This window comes from Paenibacillus sp. FSL H3-0310, from assembly GCF_038002785.1.
Taxonomy (GTDB): domain Bacteria; phylum Bacillota; class Bacilli; order Paenibacillales; family Paenibacillaceae; genus Paenibacillus_AQ; species Paenibacillus_AQ odorifer.
Map to the genome: position 1 here is coordinate 204017 of NZ_JBBODC010000002.1, position 17009 is coordinate 221025.

The following is a 17009-nucleotide window of genomic DNA, read 5'->3' on the forward strand; positions in this document are numbered from 1 at the left end:
ACCTCCAAAGATAAATTCTTACAATAATCTAGTTAAAAAAGGAAAATATTACGCATAGAAATATAATAGTCTCTGGAAATTTTTTTGTAAATCATTTCTTATATCATCATAGATTCTAAAAAAGCCTATGCACTGAAATGCATAGACTGTATGTATAGCCCTATTTTAACAACTCTAACACGCCTTGAGGCTGTTGATTAGCTTGAGCCAACATCGCTTGCGATGCTTGAGATAAGACATTGTATTTGGTAAGCTTCATCATTTCCTTTGCCATATCCGCATCTCTTATTCGTGATTCAGCTGCTGTTAAGTTTACTTCGTAATTGGTTAGGTTATTATGGATATGTTCTAATGCATTTTGATACGCGCCGTACATTGAACGCCTGGATGAAACGGTATTTATAGCTTTGTCTATTTTCGAAATCGCTAATTCGGCACCTTGTCTAGTTGAAAGATCTATATCCGCAATTCCCAGAGCAGTAGTTCTAGCATCTGTTAATTTAACAGCGAAGTTATTCCCAGAGTTTGCTCCCACCTGAAGATTTACTGTTTTGTAATCATATGTGGTACCAGGGTTTGATCCGTAAGATACATTGAAATTGGTTATCCCAGTTGTAGTTGAAAAAGTGTAACTTCCGTCATCATTACTAATAATGTTATTTAGTCTATCCGTAGAGCCCCCACCATTTAGATTAACATTAGCCAATTCATTACCCTGTGGATCAAAGATGGAAAGACGATAATTATTATCTACTATTCCTCCAACGATGTAATTCCCATCTTTCATTTCTGTAATGCTAGTAAGTTGACTGGAGTTGGAAGTTTCATTTGAGATATTCTTCTCCCACAATACGTTTCCACTACTGTCTAGTTTATAGATTAATCCACTAGTTTTAGTAGAGTCGTTATAAGAACCAACAATTATGGCCCCTCCATCACTGGTTGCGATGGCCCGGTAACCTTCATCATCCCCAGCAGCACCGACTCGTGTGTCCCATAACGGATTTAAGTTACTATCATATTTCACAACCCAGCTTGACTTATCGGTATAAGAACCGTTTAGTTTGAGACTTGATGAACCAATAGCCAAATAACCGCCGTCAGCAGTTTCAATAATAGAATTAAATTCTTCGCTTCCATAGCCAACCGGATTGGATTGTGAAGAACCCACTATCGAGGTGGATTGTTGCACACCACTACTATTAAATTTAGCCATAAGGCCATCCCAATTTTGAATACCGGAACCCGTCCCTGCCACAATAAAGGAACCGTCACTAGTCTCAATTACTTCATTCCCCATAATGGAGTAGACACCAGATACCCCTGTACTCCACTGCTCATTCAAATTCGCATCCCATTTAATTATATTTATCCTTTGATCGGAAATTGCCCCTGCTGAGAAATCATTTCCTAATAAAATATAACCACCATCACTAGATTCCTTAATACTATACACATCCATATTAGGAATTGCTTGTGACCAAACCAGATTACCCATACTATCTAATTTGAAGGGATTATTACCGGGAATTCTTATTCCGACGTAACCTCCATCTGAAGTCTTAGATAAATCTCTGGCAGGTATGTTAGCGGTCCAGTTCGTACTTATATTGCCCTGTACTGGGGTAATATTCGTGTTTACTTCGAGGTCATTATTCAATAAATGAATTCCATTAAATTGAGTGTTATTAGCAATATCATTTATCCCAAGCTTTATCTGCTCAACTTCTTTTTGAATCAATGTTCGATCAAAATTTGTTAAGGTATCATTTGAAGCCTGTATTGCAAGCTCCCGTAGTCTTAGCAGATTAGGATCTTGTATAGTTCCAAGTCCACTCTCAGCAGTCTGAATTAGTGAAATACCATCCTGTGTATTCCTTGCTGCCTGAGACAATCCACGAATCTGTGCTCTCATTTTCTCAGAAATTGCTAATCCTGCAGCATCATCTGCCGCTATATTTATCCGAAGTCCAGAAGATAACCTCTCTAGTGAACTTGTAATAGATTTATTATTTTTATTTAATCTGTTCAAACTATTTAAAGACGTGATGTTGTGACCGATTCGCATTTAATCACCTTTCAATTGTTAGTATCTTCTATATCGGATAGTCCTTAGTAATTTTTTAGGTCAAATTACCCGTGTCTTAAGGCCTCGCCTTAAATTCCCACCGTCCCCCGCTGAAAAGTTGAATATTCACATACAAAAACGGCGATCTATCACCGGTTAAGCACCGACAACAGATCACCGCTAAAATTCTGACTAGATCATTATCATTCAAACGGATAAATCCAGAAATGTTCTGTTCCAAAACGAGCTTGGATCTCTTTATCATTTAAAGGTTTGCTGCCCAACAGCTCAGCAGCTTGGAATTGGGAACGATGCGCCTGAATGGACGCCATCTTGTGCTTGAGGAAATCTCTCACATCATTGATAACCTTTGGCTCCCCAATCTCTACAATATTATTAGCAAAAGCTATACAGTGAACAGGAGGTCTTTCTTCCTTTGGAAGTCTTGCAACGGTTCGGATCACTGCGGCTCCAGTAGCATCGTGATCAGGATGTACGCTGTACCCTGGATAGAAAGTGATGATCAACGAAGGTTTAAGCTCTTTCAAGAGCGCATCAATCTGCCCATCGAGCAAGACTTGATCTTCGAATTCTATCGTCTTGTCGTGAAAACCAAGCATTCTTAAATCCTGTATGCCAATAGCCTCGCAGGATTCCTCCAGCTCCTTCTTACGTATTTCCGGGAGGGTTACCCGATTCGCAAAGGGCGGGATGCCCATATTTCGGCCCATTTCTCCAAGCGTTAGGCATGCGTAGGTAACTTGGGTCCCATTTTGTATATGTTTGGCAAGGGTACCTGATATACCGAAGGCCTCATCATCCGGATGTGGCAAAATAACAAGAATATGTTTTTCCACAGAACTCTTCATCTCCTCTTCCATTAGAACGGCTCTCGGCTTAATTGTAACGATACGATCAGTTTGCCTTGAGCATCATGTCCAGCCATAATCAATCTGCCTGTCTCACTCTCTTCATAGTGAGTTAGCCCTTCCGAGTAAACCCAGCCCTGCGACATTTTTAAGCCGACCCGATAAGGACCGTTGCCGGAAATCGAACCATGGGAATATCGAATAACAGCATTGGTAATAAAAGTAGCGGCTGGATGCTTCGAACTATCTAAATGGGCAGCGTAGGCTCCCGTTGTCATCTCAAGATGGATATATAGATCCTGATCTTTAAGCAGGTCGATCCTATCTTGTACTTCCGATTGATTGATTAGCTGCAATGTTGCGCCTCCGTCTCTGACTGAATATATACATACAAAAAATAAGATCCATACCTTATAGAAGGACGGATCTGTTATATGATAAGCGGGTCCGTATTTCTTTTCAAAGTATAACGTGCAATGCTATGTAATTCAATGGATAGAGCGATCCCCTCCAAGTGTAACAGTAATGGACTGGCTTTTTACTGTTCACCTGAAGGGGATAATATCACTGAGAGGTTATGCTGTTTATATTAGATCACAAACTGATCTAACATCTTTATGATGACTTCACGCTTTACAGGCTTGCTGATATACTCGTCCATTCCGGCAGCTAGACAATTTTCACGGTCACCCTTCAAAGCATTAGCCGTGACCGCGATGATGGGCGGACATTTCTCTTGATGCTCATCTCTTAACATCTTCATAGCCTCTATACCGTTCATAACGGGCATGTGAAGATCCAATAAAATAAGATCAAAGGGTTCTTTCCGTGCTGCTTCAACCGCATCTATGCCGTTTGTGACGGCGATAACACTGTGACCCATTTTTTCGAGTATTTTGGTCAGCACTAGCGCATTGATAGAGTTGTCTTCAGCAAGTAAAATTCTTGCCTCACGTGCGGTATGAAGCTTGTTAATGTTAGCCTCTTGGCTAGGAATTACCACTGATTTCTTGGGCCTGATTGTGAAGGTAACCGACGTACCGCTCTTGCCGTCACTCTCCGCATAGATCTCACCACCCATCATTTCGACAATTCTGCGGCTGATGGCAAGGCCAAGACCCGTGCCTTCATGTCTCCGCATCATAAAGCTATCCACCTGCTCAAACGGTTCAAAAATATCAGTAAGTCGATCAGGATCAATTCCAATGCCAGTATCGGTTACCGTAAAGGCCAGCAGGAAGGGATCATCCTTTACAAGCCTCACTTTTACCGATATGCTGCCCGCGGGTGTGAATTTCACAGCATTCCCTAGCAGGTTCAAGAACACCTGCTTCAAGCGTTCCTCGTCACCGTAAATAAAGTCAGGAACATCATGATTTATGATGCTGGTGAGCTCCAGATGTTTTTGTTCAGCTTTTATTGCAATAACAGAAAAACTGTCCTTGAGGCAAGTTCGCAGATCGAATGTATCCTCTTGTAGCTCGCTGCGGCCTGCCTCAATTTTTGAAAGATCAAGAATATCATTGATTATATTGAGCAGGATTCCTCCGCTTTTGCGAATGATTTCTACATATTCACGTTGTTCTTCATTAAGCTCTGTTTCAAGCAGAATATCAGTCATGCCTATCACCCCGTTCATGGGAGTGCGAATTTCATGACTCATCATAGCCAGGAACTCACTTTTAGCTCTATTCGTGGACTCTGCGGCTTCCTTAGCTAGCGACAATTGCCTTTGCTCGGAAATGTCCTTGCATATAAGATAAAATCCGATATTATGATTGTTCACATAAATAGGTGCAATACTGGTGAGCACTTCAACGACTTCGCTGTCCTTAGTGACAAGCTTATTGATATACTGCTCAACTGTATTATCGTAAAGGGCTCTTTCCAGAATGCGCTGGACATTCTCTTCTCCAATCAGACTCGCAAGCTTCATCCCGATCAACTCGGACTCGATGGCATAGCCCGTTATCTTTTCCGCCATACTATTGGTGTTAATGATTCGACCGTCAAGGTCAAAAGAAATGACGGCGTCATGGTTATATTTTTTAAGCGACGTATACCGTTCAACAGACTCCTGAAGGCGTTGCTCGGATTCCTTTTGCTTTGTAATGTTAACGATTTGGCAAATGAAGTATGCTGGCTGGTTCGACTCGTCGCTGAATAGGTGGAGCGTGAGCTGTCCCCAAATATAATCTCCATTTTTTGTGATAAACTGCTTTTCCATCTGAACTTCTGTTTCCTCACCCAAAACTGCTTTTAAATCATGAAGGTTGCCGAAATCCTCGGGGTGAGAAAGGTCTTCTAACCGCATACCCTCAAACTCTTCAGTGGAATAACCAAAAGTCTGCTCAAAGGCCGGGTTTACGGTCAGAATCAAACCATTTGGCGATAAAAGGGCGATCCCAAAGGAGGCGTGATTAATCACCTGTTGGTTGAATTGTTCCTGGTTTAGATTTACGCGATGCATAGCGACCTCCATGGGATGATGTAATTTTTGCGTGAAAAAATAGACCTTCTATTTAGAAGGTCCTATTTATAGCTTATAGTCTAATTTACCCACTTTGTTGTTAATTGAATCCGTTAATTTAACGGGATCGAATAGAACACTCTGGATCCTTTATTGTTCGTATACCAAATGATTTTGTCTCCACTAATAATAGGACTGCACTCTGATAAGGCAAAATGCTTGATCGTTTGGATGTCGCTAGTAGCTTTTCCCGCTCCATCTATAAGAACATATTTCAGATCACCCGGATGATTCTCTTTATCAAACTCCTGCCACAGCACCATCATTTTGTCGTCTGTGATTTTTACTAGCTTAGGGATGGACGCGATCAGGTTCGTGCCTACATATTTAGCCAAGGTAATGTGATTCACCGAATTACTGCTCAGGTTGGACTTGGGCAACACACTAAGCATGACATCCCTTTGGTCCGTTTCTAAACCCACCATCTCAAAAGATGTATACTCTTTGACTAGGGAATGATCTACCGAATTCATAGCGACTATATAGTTCGCCGGGGACATCTCAAATCCGCCTATAGAAACACCCGTCGCGTTCGCTCCGATTTTGCCGGGAATATTAAATAAATCCACTTCGTTATAACTGGCTCCGTCTCCTTTATTCAGAACAATCGAACGGGGATAAGCGTCGCCATGATCGACTAGAACATGCGCAGTACCATCAAACAATACATATTGGTCAAAAGAGTGACTGACATGATTCTTCTGGAATCTTCCCAGATCATTGGTCACGGTCATGGTTTTAGTATTTACAATAATGGTAAGCTGGGATTGATGATTTAATTTATCTTCTGTCGTGTATCTTGTACGTGAAGTGTGAAATACAAGCGTATCTCCAGCTTCAGCCATCCTGCCGGAGCCTGAATCAAAAGGGCTAACGGTATAGCTCTCCCCACCCTTTATGGAGACACTGTCTACTCTATTGAAGCTTTTATCATAACGGACAATACGAATGACTTCCTTGCTATCATTCTCTTCGCGGTTCTCTTGGCCAAAAGCAATATAGTTATACTTCTCCCCACTAAAGAATCCACCAAACACCGGAAGCTCAAAAGGAATGCTCTTATTGCCTGTTAGTTCGTACTTCTCATTGTACGTTTCAATCGTAAACTCTTTGTTCGCCTCAATAACACTTACAGTCCCATCCTTATTATTCACAAGATAAGAAGAGGCCGTACTTTTCCATCTAGGAAAATAAGAAGATTCCCCGTTACTCTCAGCTACAGCCGCCGTCTTTACCCGGTAAGCATGATCTGGGATTTTGGAAAATAACGATATGCGGTCAGACTGAACGTCAAATTCAATATCGAACGGGATTTTACCCGCCAAATCTCTCAACTGAAAATAATTGTTATCATCAATATTGTACGCCGTAATAGACTGTAACTGTCCGTTGACTAGCACCTTAGAGCTTGAAAGCGTAGCAGCATAATTTTTATTGCGGCTATAATAGTTACTTGTTGTTTTCTTCTCGGGCGTATAAGCTTGTCCAGTTATGATCTCAATCGCATTGTTCGCTTTATTCCAAGTGATATCAAACTGGCTGCTCGTTCCCGAGAAATACTCTGCCAAATCGCGTAGTCTGAAATAATTGTTATTCGATATGTTGAACCCATTCAGGTTCCGCTGTTCTCCATCAAAATATGTACTGCTCTCGGTTACCTTAGCCTTCACCGTATTGCTCGCAAAGGTTGTAGTGCCGAGTGCTGGTGTAACCAGTAATAACATCAGCAATATACTAAAAATCCTCTTCATCCGTCTTTCCTCCATTAGATATAATCATTAGCTATTATATTTATCGGTAATTTGCTGTGCCGCCTTAATTTTGAAATGAACGTAAAAAGCACAATCTGCACAGTCTCGCGATCTGCGTTCTATCGTTTGGTTGGGACAACCCGTCTCTCAAGAAAAAAGCCGGCCAAACTCAGGACAATACACCTGAAATTTAGTCGGCTGAATATTAAACTTAGTTTGTTTTAGAAGTAGGAAGCTTTTTTAATGTAATCTTTCATCAAACATGAGTTGGATTTGAATACCAAAGGGATCTTCAATGATACCGTAGGCTTTGCTAAACACATTGCTAGATAAAGGAGCAATAATTTTCACGCGCTCGTCTGTGATTAAGCTTTTATAAAAACCTTCAATCCCCTCTAAGTCAGCACTTTGAATACATAATGAAGTGTTATTGCCCACTGTATATTTCTCATTCGTATTCATTGTATCTTCTGCTATCATTATTTTTGTTTTTCCGATTAACAGGACAGAGTGAGTAATATAATCCTTATTTTCATCCGTAAGCTGTATGGAGCTGTCACGCTCTGCTAGTTGTTGATAGGTGACACGTAGCAATTCCTCTGCGTTAAAATGTTCTTTGTAAAATTCTATAGCTTCCTTAGCTCTTCCATTCATCGATAAAAAAATAGCTACTTCTAGTGTTGTACTCATAGTATAAATCTCTCCTTTTATATATTTGATATCTGGCCTTAAACTTATTATCCTATATAAAGGTATCAAAACATGACACCTTTATAAGGAGTTTTATATATGAAAAAATCAGAACGATTAAATGACATGATGAGGTACTTAAACAATCGAGAATTCTTTAATTTAAGTGATCTCATGGATAAATACGCTATTTCAAAAAGTACAGCTCTACGCGATATCAGTTCATTAGAACAATTAGGTATGCCTATTTTCGCGGAACATGGAAGACACGGACGTTATGGACTTTTAAAAAACAGATTGTTATCCCCTATTATTTTCACGATAGATGAAGTCTATGCGCTGTATTTTGCCATGCTGACATTAGAATCTTATCAATCTACACCCTTTCATTTAAGTGTTAACAAGCTAAACGAAAAGTTTGAGCACTGTCTATCGAGTACACAAATCAACCAGATTCACAAAATGAAAAAGGTCCTGCAATTCGAAATGTATCAGCATAAGCATGTCAGCCGTTTTTTAGATAAAATCCTAGCAAGTATTCTAAATGAGAGTGCCTGTAACATTGAATATACAAAAGAAAACCAAACAAAAAGCTACCCTGTTCAATTCTTTAGGATTTCCGCTAAGTTTGGTCAATGGTATGCCACTGGAATAGAGCTTACGACGAATACATATAGAGTTTTTAGATGTGATCGAATAACCTTCATTGAAGAAAAGGAAAACAAAACTCGTTATTCTATAGAAGAACTTCTTAGTCGTTCATTAGAAATCTATCAGTCTGCGAAAAGTATTGACTTTGAAGTTGGGATTGCGGAACAAGCAAAGGATATTTTTTATAAAGAACATTATCCTTCTATGGAAATAGAGGTGGGTCCGAAAACAGTCATTAAGGGATTCTATAATCCAGGTGAAGAGGATTTCTTGGCTAATTATTTTATGCGATATGGTCATGCTGTTACATCCGTGAAACCTGAAGCCTTAAAACAAATAATCAAAGATAAATTAGAGCAACTCGTAAATCACTATCAAAAAATATAAAGCTAATCAAAAGGGGTAAAAAACATAGCTTGTAGAACTGCCTTAGCCTTTTTGAGGTTACGCGTATCCAGTTGGTTAAGCATGTCTACGATTTGACTCATTTCATCGTTTTTCATTGCCTCAAGAGATTCTCCAGTGTTTAATAGTTCTTCTTCAGCAACCGATTCCGAATGAACCCATGACGCTTCCAAAGTATCCTCGAAGGCTTGGATTATAAATAACAATTCATCTGTGTTATATCTCTGTAGAAACCGGTTTATCCCTTTATTCATCTGCTTATGTAGGGCTAAATGCAAATCGAATATTTCTTTCCCTAGAGGTGTTGTAAGAAAAAGCACTTCTTTTTTATTATCGGGGAGAAACTCCGTGCGAATACGATCTGCATGCCGATGGATTTGATCCCGTCATGTCGCACGAAGAACTCACTGCTTGGCGGCAAAAGAGAACCCCCGACCCGCTAGTCGCCAATTATCAGCAGCGTCTTATAGCAGCGGATCATATTGTCTTCATTTTCCCTATATGGTGGGAAGCCATGCCCGCTCTTACCAAAGGTTTTCTTGATAAGGTATTCGCAAAAGGCATTGTCTACGAAGAAACTAAACCTGGGCGGCCCTTCAAATGCTTGCTCCCGAATATTAAAGGAGTGTCCCTGCTGACCGTAATGAACACGCCCGACTTCTTTTATCGCTGGATTTTTGGCAACCCCATCACCAAAATTCTATTCAGAGGCACCTTTCGCAAAATGGGAATACGTAAGAATCTTCGTTGGTATAATTATGCCGGGATGTCAGATCGCAGCTTAGAAGAACGGGTGAAACATCTTGATAAAACAGAACAACGGTTTGCACGACTGGACTAAACTAGACTAGATCAAATTACTCAAGCGCTGACTGATTCTAAGAACTGAATCTCTGGTTTCTTCATCTCCCTAAGCACCAGCAATCCAATGAATAAGGATACAACGCCGATAATAATCAGCAGCGCCCCCAGCTCCTGACTGTAGGCTGTTAGCGCACCATCCCGAAAAGCCATTCCACGTATAAGGCGATTAAGCCAGTTCATAGGTAATACCCATGCGGAAATTTGAAAGAACTCTGGAAAGGCAAGTGGACTCAGCTGGATTCCAGTAGCAAGAAACGACGGATACAACACGAAATTGGTTCGTAAATTAACTTTGGATACGTCTTTGGCAGTATAACCAATCAACAGGCCCATAAGCGACAAGGCAAAGGCATATACAAACAGCGGAATAATAAACAGATAAGGCTCCGCTTCAAAGCGCATTCCCCCCACCTGCTTTAATAAGCCGTAACATAGGAGCAGCGAAATAGTGGTCAAAACAGCGTAAGGTACACTGCGAACCCAAATCTGCCAAGGAGACTTCCCGTTTGCAAAGAGTTTCCCCTCCTGTCGCAACCGAGGGACAATTGAACCCGCTGCGCTTGTTGTAATCATCAGCACCACAATATTCACAAATCCAATGACCATAAAACCCACATAACTTGTGGTCGGGTTAAATAACATCCGCTGCTGGAGAGATAACGGAGAAGCAAGCCCTTTAGAGGTTTCGGCATCCATCCCCTTTTGGAGGAGCCGGGTCATAGAAAGAGTCACATTTTCCGTCTGGATGACTTCCTGAATCGCAGTTCGGATGCCTGTTAGCCCTGAAGGCATTGTATTATCCATTAAGATGCCAATATTCGTTGATATCCCCTGCTGCTGATGTTGCCCCAACTCTTTGGGAAGCATGATGACCGCTACAGCCTGCTCATTTGCCAGTAACGTCTCTGGGTTCAGGCGGCTGGAGTACACATTTGTTACGTTCATATATGGAGAGGCATTTATCTTTGAGATCAGCTGTCGTGAATACGAACTGTGATCCTCATCAATGACAATAACATGCGATTCGCTGATTTGGTTCTTCAAGAACATTAAGCCAAAAAACAGGGCCGCAATAAGCGGACCTATAAAAATCAGGCGTAAATACTTACTGCCCACCACGTACTTCCATTCGTCAATCAGTGACTTCATCGAGCTTCACCTCCGCTGTCATCCCCGGAAGCAAATCAGCATTCCCATCCATAGTTACACGGACAAGAAACATGCTTAAATCGGCTTGCCCTTTTTCACGTGACATACGTAAGCTCGCAAATTGAGGCGCGGCTGCGATAGATGTAATTACACCTGTCACCTCCGTTGGGTGCTCCAAATATGGAAAATGAACGCCAATACTTTGATTCACCTCTAGCTTTTGGATTTCACTTTCTTGTATGTAGAGATCTGTATAAAAGCTGTTTTTTTGCAAAACCGCCATTGGCATTCCTAGCTGGACTAGATCCCCCGGCTTTACAATAATCTTGTTGACTGATCCGTCCTCCGGCGCAACTACATCCGTTTCTCCTTCAGCAGATTTAACCTTAAACAGCACCTCTCCCTGTTTTATAGAATCACCTGCAGCCACACCGACCTCGACAATTGACCCTGGACTATTCTGATAAAATATTGTCTTCTGCTCCGCATCCAGAATCCCTTGTTTCCTGCTCTCAGCCTGACTGACTGCATCCTTTCCTTTTACAGCAAGAAGCGCCCCTCCAACAATCAGCACAATCGCAATTCCTATATATAGCCCTGCTTTTATCTTCATTTTCCACTCTCTTTCATCACCATTTTTTTAACTGCATTTTCAGCAGCCTCCATAATTACTTCTCCCAATGTGGGATGAGGGTGAATGGTCATCGCCAAGTCCTCCACAGTGGCTCCCATCTCAATAGCAAGAGCAAGCTCCGACACGAGTGTGGATGCCTCTACTCCAACGATTTGTGCACCCACTACGACTCCTGAATTTAGGTCCGCTACAAGCTTGACGAAACCTTCCGTCTCCCTCAAGGCCAAGGCTCTCCCGTTAATCCCAAAGGAGGATTTGCCAATAACCAGCGAAATGCCTTTTGTCTTTGCTTCTGTTTCACTTAAGCCGACACTGGCCAGCTCTGGGTGCGAAAAAACAACGAGCGGGATGGCTCGATAATCAACTTCGGAGGAGAGACCTGCAATGGCCTCTGCCGCAATCTTGGCTTCGTAGGATGCCTTGTGAGCGAGAGTCGGGCCTGCCGTAATATCTCCAATTGCAAAAATATGCGGGATAGCTGTTCTGCACTGTTCGTCCGTCGCAATCAATCCCCTACTCGTCACTGGCAAGCCTATGCGATCTAGTCCTAAATTGCCGTCTGTATTTGGTTTTCTGCCCACAGTAACTAACACATATTCCGCTGTAACATGCTGCTGTTCCTGATTTTTTAAATAATGCAGTGTAATGGTATCTGCACTCTCTACTACGTTCACAGCTGTCGCTCCGGTAATAATCTTCATGCCATCGGCTTTCAGCTGCTTTCCAACAGGGCTCACAAGCTCCGCCTCAAATCCAGGCAGCACTTGTTCTCCCCCTTCCAGAATCGTTACCTTTGTTCCGAATTTGGCATACATCTGCCCCAGCTCGACACCAATATAGCCCCCACCTATAACTACTAGGCTAGTTGGAATCTCAGGGAGCGACAGCGCTTCTGTGGAAGACAAAATACGTCCGCCAACAGGAAAGGCTGGCAGCTCAATCGGACGAGATCCTGTAGCCAGGATAGCGTTTTTAAAGGATAAGGTTTGCTCCTGTCCAGACTGACTGATCATAACTGTATGTTCATCAACCAAGCTAGCCTCTCCTTCGAAAATGCTCACCCCAGCAGTCTTTAATAAATAACTGACTCCACCTGCCTGCTTATTCACAACTCCTTGTTTAAAATCCTGAGCATTTTTAAAAGATGCTGACGCACTTGCAAAATTGAAAGGACTGAGCAAATCATAGCGATGTGATTCAGCAATTAATGCTTTGGATGGGATACATCCAACATGCGTGCAGACTCCGCCAAGCTGGTTGCGTTCAACAATCGCTGTCTTCATTCCAAGCTGTGCAGATCGCAGCGCCGCCACATAACCTCCCGGACCTGATCCAATGACTAATGTTTCTACGGCTTCAAGCTTACTCATCTCCTGATACCTCCTGTTGAACTTTTTAAATATGATGATCGTAATATATTATTACCATCATATTTTAAAACAGTCAATAACCTTACCTCGCCTTTCACGAGCTAACTTTCTCAGAATCGCTAAATTGACAGGCTTTATTATGACGCCTATAATATTTTAAAAGTAGAACTATGAAGCTGTGGAGTGATTACAATGCCGTATCCCAAAGGTCATAAAATAAAAGTTCGAAATAAAATCGTTGAAAGTGCTGCTCAGGCTTTTCGCACCAACGGTATTCACGATGTAAGCGTTCCGTTCATTATGAAGGGGGCCGGATTAACTCATGGCGGGTTTTATTCCCATTTTGACAATAAAGAACAGCTTGTCGCGGAAGCCTGCCGGTATGCCATCAGCGATACCATCGCACTTCTGCAGAAGGTCGCTGACCAGGAAGAGCAGAACCCCAAAATCGATGCTGTCATTGATTATTATTTAAGTCCGTATCACCGCGACAAAATGGAGATGGGCTGCATTATCCCTGCCCTTTCTAGCGAAATATCCCGTTCCTCAGAAGAAGTTCGGCAGGTATTCACGCAGGAACTGGAACGGATGATTGCTTTTATCTCTGATCTGGCAGGAATTGACGCGTCCAAAGGTAGCGCACTGTTCAGTACTATGGTTGGCTCCCTTGTTCTTGCACGGACGGTTAAAGATCCTGAACTGAGCGACAACCTACTCTCATCTGGCAAACAGTATGCCAAAGCGCTAGTAAGAGTCTAATATAAAAAAACACGCCAATAAATGGCGTGTTGTAGTTAAATTTATTAAAATTCTTCATACGATGCGGGATCTTGATCAGCTATGCGACCTGTTGGCGAGGTTAATCCGGAAATAACGGTCATCTCAGCTTCCGATAATTCAAAATCAAAAATATTCAGGTTATCACGCTGATGCTCTAGAGAAGAAGCCTTTGGAATGGGAATAGCCCCAAGCTGTATATGCCAACGTAAGATAACTTGCGATATCGATTTATTATGAACCTTGCCTATTTCCGCTATTTTCTCATTTTCCAGTATGCTGCTAGCCCGTCCCAATGGACTCCACGATTCAATCACTACCCCATGCTCTCTGTTCCATGCACGTTGCTCTTCCTGATTAAAGTGAGGATGCAGCTCAATCTGATTCATACTCGGCGCTACACCAGTTTCTTGTATCAAACGTTCAATATGCTCCGGCAAAAAGTTACATACACCGATGGAGCGAATCAACCCTTGCTTACGTGCCTCGATCATCGCCTGCCAGGCCTCAACATATAAATTCACTCTAGGGTTAGGCCAGTGGATGAGATAGAAATCATAGTAATCCAATCCGGCTCTGAATAAAGACTCCTGTATAGTAGACAACGCTTCTTTATAAGAGTGATGGCGTCCTGGCAGTTTGGAAGTAATGAGTAGCTCTTCCCTAGGCACAGAACTTTGCCGAACAGCCTGGCCTACAGCACCCTCGTTCTCATAATTAAACGCAGTGTCGATCAGACGATAGCCAACATCAATCGCCTTAGTGATGTTTTGTGCTCCCTCAGTTCCGTTTAACGCGTAGGTACCAAAACCAATCGCAGGCACCTTCACTCCATCGTTCAATACGATTTCAGGTATTCTCTCAGTCATCGTCGCTCTTCTCCTTTGTTGTCATTTAAACCTCTGTCGATCCATCTTATAATTATTATAACATTCTCATAGTAAACTCAATCATCGGGTCACCTGAACAACCTCTAGCCTATTAGTAAGCCGCTTTCGTGGGCATCCGATTTATTTTTTATAGTAAAATGAATCTACAACACAGGATTTTCGTAATGTTATGAATTAAAAGTAGAGATAAGAGGTGTATCCAATGAAGGAGCAATATCCAGCTAGGCTTGAATTGTTCGCAGACAACGCTCAGAGGATCAAAAAAGCTTTCCCATGGCAAAATGCAATGGTTAATCGGTTAGCGGCACTATTGTATGCTGTAGAAGACAAAGTTGCAGATGACGAAGCCATCCGTGCCAGCTATGAGCTAATTAAGGAGAGTACCGGGATTTTCTCTCAATTTAGAGGGACTTCGGTGATCAGCATTGCTGCCCTGCTCTCTCTTTCTGACGAGAAGGAAACTCTGCTTGCAAACACACTTGCCGTGTATGATTTAATGAAGGAAGCCAAATTCAGAGCCTCTGATTATCTCGTCGTTGCTGCCTATCAAATCGCTGCTAATGAAACATCGGATCAATATCAGCGTACGGTAGAACGGGCAAAGCTATTTTACGATAGTATGAAGGCAAAACATCGTTTCCTTACCGGACAGGACGATTATATCTTCTCCGCGATGCTTGGTCTTTCCGATATCGATGTTGAGAGTGGCGTGGACCGCATGGAGCAGCTCTATGTAACGCTTAAGCCCGAGTTTATGTCAGGCAACAGTGTGCAAGCCCTGACCCAGGTATTGGTTCTTGGGGAAGAAGCCCCTCAAGCAGCGGACCGTGTATTGGCATTAAGAGATGCATTTCGTGCACAGGGTATCCGGCTAGACAAGGAATATACCCTCTCCTCACTGGGCGTGTTATCCCTGCTCCCTTGCAACAAGGAGGACATCGTTACTGATGTCTCGGAGACTTACGAATTTTTGCGTATAAAAAAGGGCTTCGGGAACTGGTCTATTGGCAAGCAGGAATTACTGCTCTTGTCTTCTGCACTGGTAGCCTTCAGATCTGTGGAGGATGTGCAAAACGGCGTATTAACTACGATGCTTTCTACCAACATTACCAATATTGTAATTGCGCAACAGGCTGCTCTTGCCGGGGCAGCGGCTGCATCAGCTGCGGCTGCAGCTTCTTCTTCGAATTAGATTGAATCGTGAGGGAAAGATATGGACTCAATAAAAATCTTCACAACTAGAAATGAAGAATTGTTAAACCGTCTACTGAACATTTGGGAATCATCCGTGCGGCATACTCATCTTTTTCTATCCGAGCAGGATATTGATGCTTTGCGGCCGCTGGTCACGCAGGCGCTTGAGGGCATAAGCGATTTGTTTGCTTTTACAGATGATGAGGAACAGTTGCTTGGCTTCATAGGGGTTCAGAATAAAAAGATTGAAATGCTGTTCGTAGAACCTACTGCAATGGGAAAAGGGGTTGGAAAAGCGCTAGTAGCTTATGTCATGCAGAAACTCGCCGTACACCTCGTGGATGTGAATGAGCAAAATCCCCAAGCTTTAGGTTTCTATGAGCATATGGGATTTCAGGTTTTTGAGCGTTCAGCACTCGACGAACAAGGTAATCCTTTTCCTATCCTGCACATGTCGCTTAAGTAGCTTTTTCCTATGCAGGAGACAGTTCAATGCATTTTAATATTGTAAAAAGACAACAGAGCAGCGATTCTCTCGTTTGAGAACGCAGCTCTGTTGTTTAGTTGTCTGCAGTTTAGGTTGGCGAAGCTAGGAGCGGATAGGAGGAGCTAGGCGAAACGGCTCCGAGTATTCGGTTCAGCTGTATCTACTTCTGCATCTACATCTACATCTACATCTGCATCTACTTCTACTTCTTCATCTACATTTACTTCTACTGCTACAGCTACTTCTACTTCTACTTCTACTGCTACAGCTACTTCTACTTCTACTGCTTCTGCTGCTGCTACTGCTACTGCTGCTACTGCTACTGCTGCTGCTGCTGCTGCTTCTGCTTCTGCTTCTGCTTCTACTTCTACTTCTACTTCTACTTCTACTTCTACTTCTACTTCTACTTCTACTTCTACTTCTACTTCTACTTCTACTTCTACTTCTACTTCTACTTCTACTTCTACTTCTACTTCTACTTCTACTTCTGCAACCACTTCTAAATCTACGCATATACCCTCATGCACATCGCCAAATCAAAGCTCTCTGTGCTTCCGGACTCAGATGACGCTATTTGCTCATTTATCACCTTTGAGGCATAGTTTCGGACTCCAGTGTCGCTATTCTATAGAAAGAGCCTCATTTCTGGCGTTTTTTATGCCAATAGCTGCTATGGAGTC

Annotated in this window: 17 protein-coding genes; 5 read left to right on the plus strand and 12 right to left on the minus strand. The window is 42.4% G+C overall.

The window, feature by feature from the left end:
* Positions 1–160 precede the first annotated feature (160 nt).
* The 6 genes from MHH63_RS20390 to MHH63_RS20415 all read right to left on the minus strand — a co-directional run bounded on the left by MHH63_RS20390 (position 161) and on the right by MHH63_RS20415 (position 7908).
* Positions 161–2032 carry a flagellin N-terminal helical domain-containing protein gene (locus MHH63_RS20390; protein ID WP_179088351.1) on the minus strand — a complete coding sequence of 624 codons (1872 nt, stop codon included), beginning with the start codon at positions 2030–2032 and terminating at the stop codon, positions 161–163.
* Positions 2033–2271: 239 nt separating this feature from the next.
* Positions 2272–2925, minus strand: coding sequence for a bacillithiol biosynthesis deacetylase BshB2 (bshB2, locus tag MHH63_RS20395; protein WP_038574105.1), 654 nt, complete (start codon positions 2923–2925; stop codon positions 2272–2274).
* 23 nt (positions 2926–2948) lie between these two features.
* On the minus strand, positions 2949–3293 hold the full coding sequence (locus MHH63_RS20400; RefSeq protein WP_076128602.1) for a YojF family protein: 345 nt from the start codon (positions 3291–3293) through the stop codon (positions 2949–2951).
* Between the two features lie 233 nt (positions 3294–3526).
* Entirely contained in the window at positions 3527–5407 is a 1881-nt protein-coding gene (locus MHH63_RS20405; RefSeq protein WP_076220374.1) for a PAS domain S-box protein, read from the minus strand.
* Between the two features lie 113 nt (positions 5408–5520).
* Positions 5521–7218 carry a hypothetical protein gene (locus MHH63_RS20410; protein ID WP_076302912.1) on the minus strand — a complete coding sequence of 566 codons (1698 nt, stop codon included), beginning with the start codon at positions 7216–7218 and terminating at the stop codon, positions 5521–5523.
* A gap of 240 nt (positions 7219–7458) precedes the next feature.
* Positions 7459–7908, minus strand: coding sequence for a VOC family protein (locus tag MHH63_RS20415; RefSeq protein ID WP_076128596.1), 450 nt, complete (start codon positions 7906–7908; stop codon positions 7459–7461).
* Between the two features lie 99 nt (positions 7909–8007).
* Between MHH63_RS20415 and MHH63_RS20420 the strand changes: the two genes are divergently transcribed.
* Positions 8008–8946, plus strand: coding sequence for a helix-turn-helix transcriptional regulator (locus tag MHH63_RS20420; RefSeq protein WP_341172046.1), 939 nt, complete (start codon positions 8008–8010; stop codon positions 8944–8946).
* Positions 8947–8948: 2 nt separating this feature from the next.
* Here MHH63_RS20420 and MHH63_RS20425 read toward each other — a convergent pair whose 3' ends face one another.
* A complete protein-coding gene (locus MHH63_RS20425) occupies positions 8949–9170 on the minus strand; it encodes a hypothetical protein (RefSeq protein WP_341172047.1) in 222 nt (73 codons plus the stop codon).
* Between the two features lie 182 nt (positions 9171–9352).
* Between MHH63_RS20425 and MHH63_RS20430 the strand changes: the two genes are divergently transcribed.
* Positions 9353–9805: an NAD(P)H-dependent oxidoreductase gene (locus MHH63_RS20430; protein WP_081387515.1), complete on the plus strand. Its 453-nt coding sequence runs from the start codon at positions 9353–9355 to the stop codon at positions 9803–9805.
* 20 nt (positions 9806–9825) lie between these two features.
* Here MHH63_RS20430 and MHH63_RS20435 read toward each other — a convergent pair whose 3' ends face one another.
* The 3 genes from MHH63_RS20435 to lpdA are packed head-to-tail and all read right to left on the minus strand — an operon-like array spanning position 9826 to position 12981.
* Complete coding sequence (locus tag MHH63_RS20435; protein ID WP_341172048.1) at positions 9826–10977, minus strand: ABC transporter permease; 1152 nt, start codon at positions 10975–10977, stop codon at positions 9826–9828.
* Positions 10961–11590: an HlyD family efflux transporter periplasmic adaptor subunit gene (locus MHH63_RS20440; RefSeq protein WP_076128586.1), complete on the minus strand. Its 630-nt coding sequence runs from the start codon at positions 11588–11590 to the stop codon at positions 10961–10963. The genes MHH63_RS20435 and MHH63_RS20440 overlap by 17 nt, the downstream gene beginning before the upstream one ends.
* Positions 11587–12981 carry a dihydrolipoyl dehydrogenase gene (lpdA, locus tag MHH63_RS20445; RefSeq protein WP_341172049.1) on the minus strand — a complete coding sequence of 465 codons (1395 nt, stop codon included), beginning with the start codon at positions 12979–12981 and terminating at the stop codon, positions 11587–11589. Before lpdA ends, MHH63_RS20440 begins: the two co-directional genes overlap by 4 nt.
* A gap of 192 nt (positions 12982–13173) precedes the next feature.
* Between lpdA and MHH63_RS20450 the strand changes: the two genes are divergently transcribed.
* Positions 13174–13740 (plus strand): TetR/AcrR family transcriptional regulator, encoded by a 567-nt coding sequence (locus tag MHH63_RS20450; protein ID WP_076305173.1) that lies wholly within the window; start codon positions 13174–13176, stop codon positions 13738–13740.
* Between the two features lie 44 nt (positions 13741–13784).
* On the opposite strand, the gene MHH63_RS20455 is transcribed toward MHH63_RS20450, so the two are convergent.
* Positions 13785–14627 (minus strand): aldo/keto reductase, encoded by an 843-nt coding sequence (locus tag MHH63_RS20455; protein WP_340011925.1) that lies wholly within the window; start codon positions 14625–14627, stop codon positions 13785–13787.
* Positions 14628–14850: 223 nt separating this feature from the next.
* Between MHH63_RS20455 and MHH63_RS20460 the strand changes: the two genes are divergently transcribed.
* Both MHH63_RS20460 and MHH63_RS20465 read left to right on the plus strand, forming a co-directional pair.
* Entirely contained in the window at positions 14851–15840 is a 990-nt protein-coding gene (locus MHH63_RS20460; protein ID WP_340011924.1) for a DUF4003 family protein, read from the plus strand.
* 21 nt (positions 15841–15861) lie between these two features.
* A complete protein-coding gene (locus MHH63_RS20465) occupies positions 15862–16308 on the plus strand; it encodes a GNAT family N-acetyltransferase (RefSeq protein ID WP_076308491.1) in 447 nt (148 codons plus the stop codon).
* 143 nt (positions 16309–16451) lie between these two features.
* On the opposite strand, the gene MHH63_RS20470 is transcribed toward MHH63_RS20465, so the two are convergent.
* Positions 16452–16826, minus strand: coding sequence for a hypothetical protein (locus MHH63_RS20470; protein WP_341172050.1), 375 nt, complete (start codon positions 16824–16826; stop codon positions 16452–16454).
* Positions 16827–17009 lie beyond the last annotated feature (183 nt).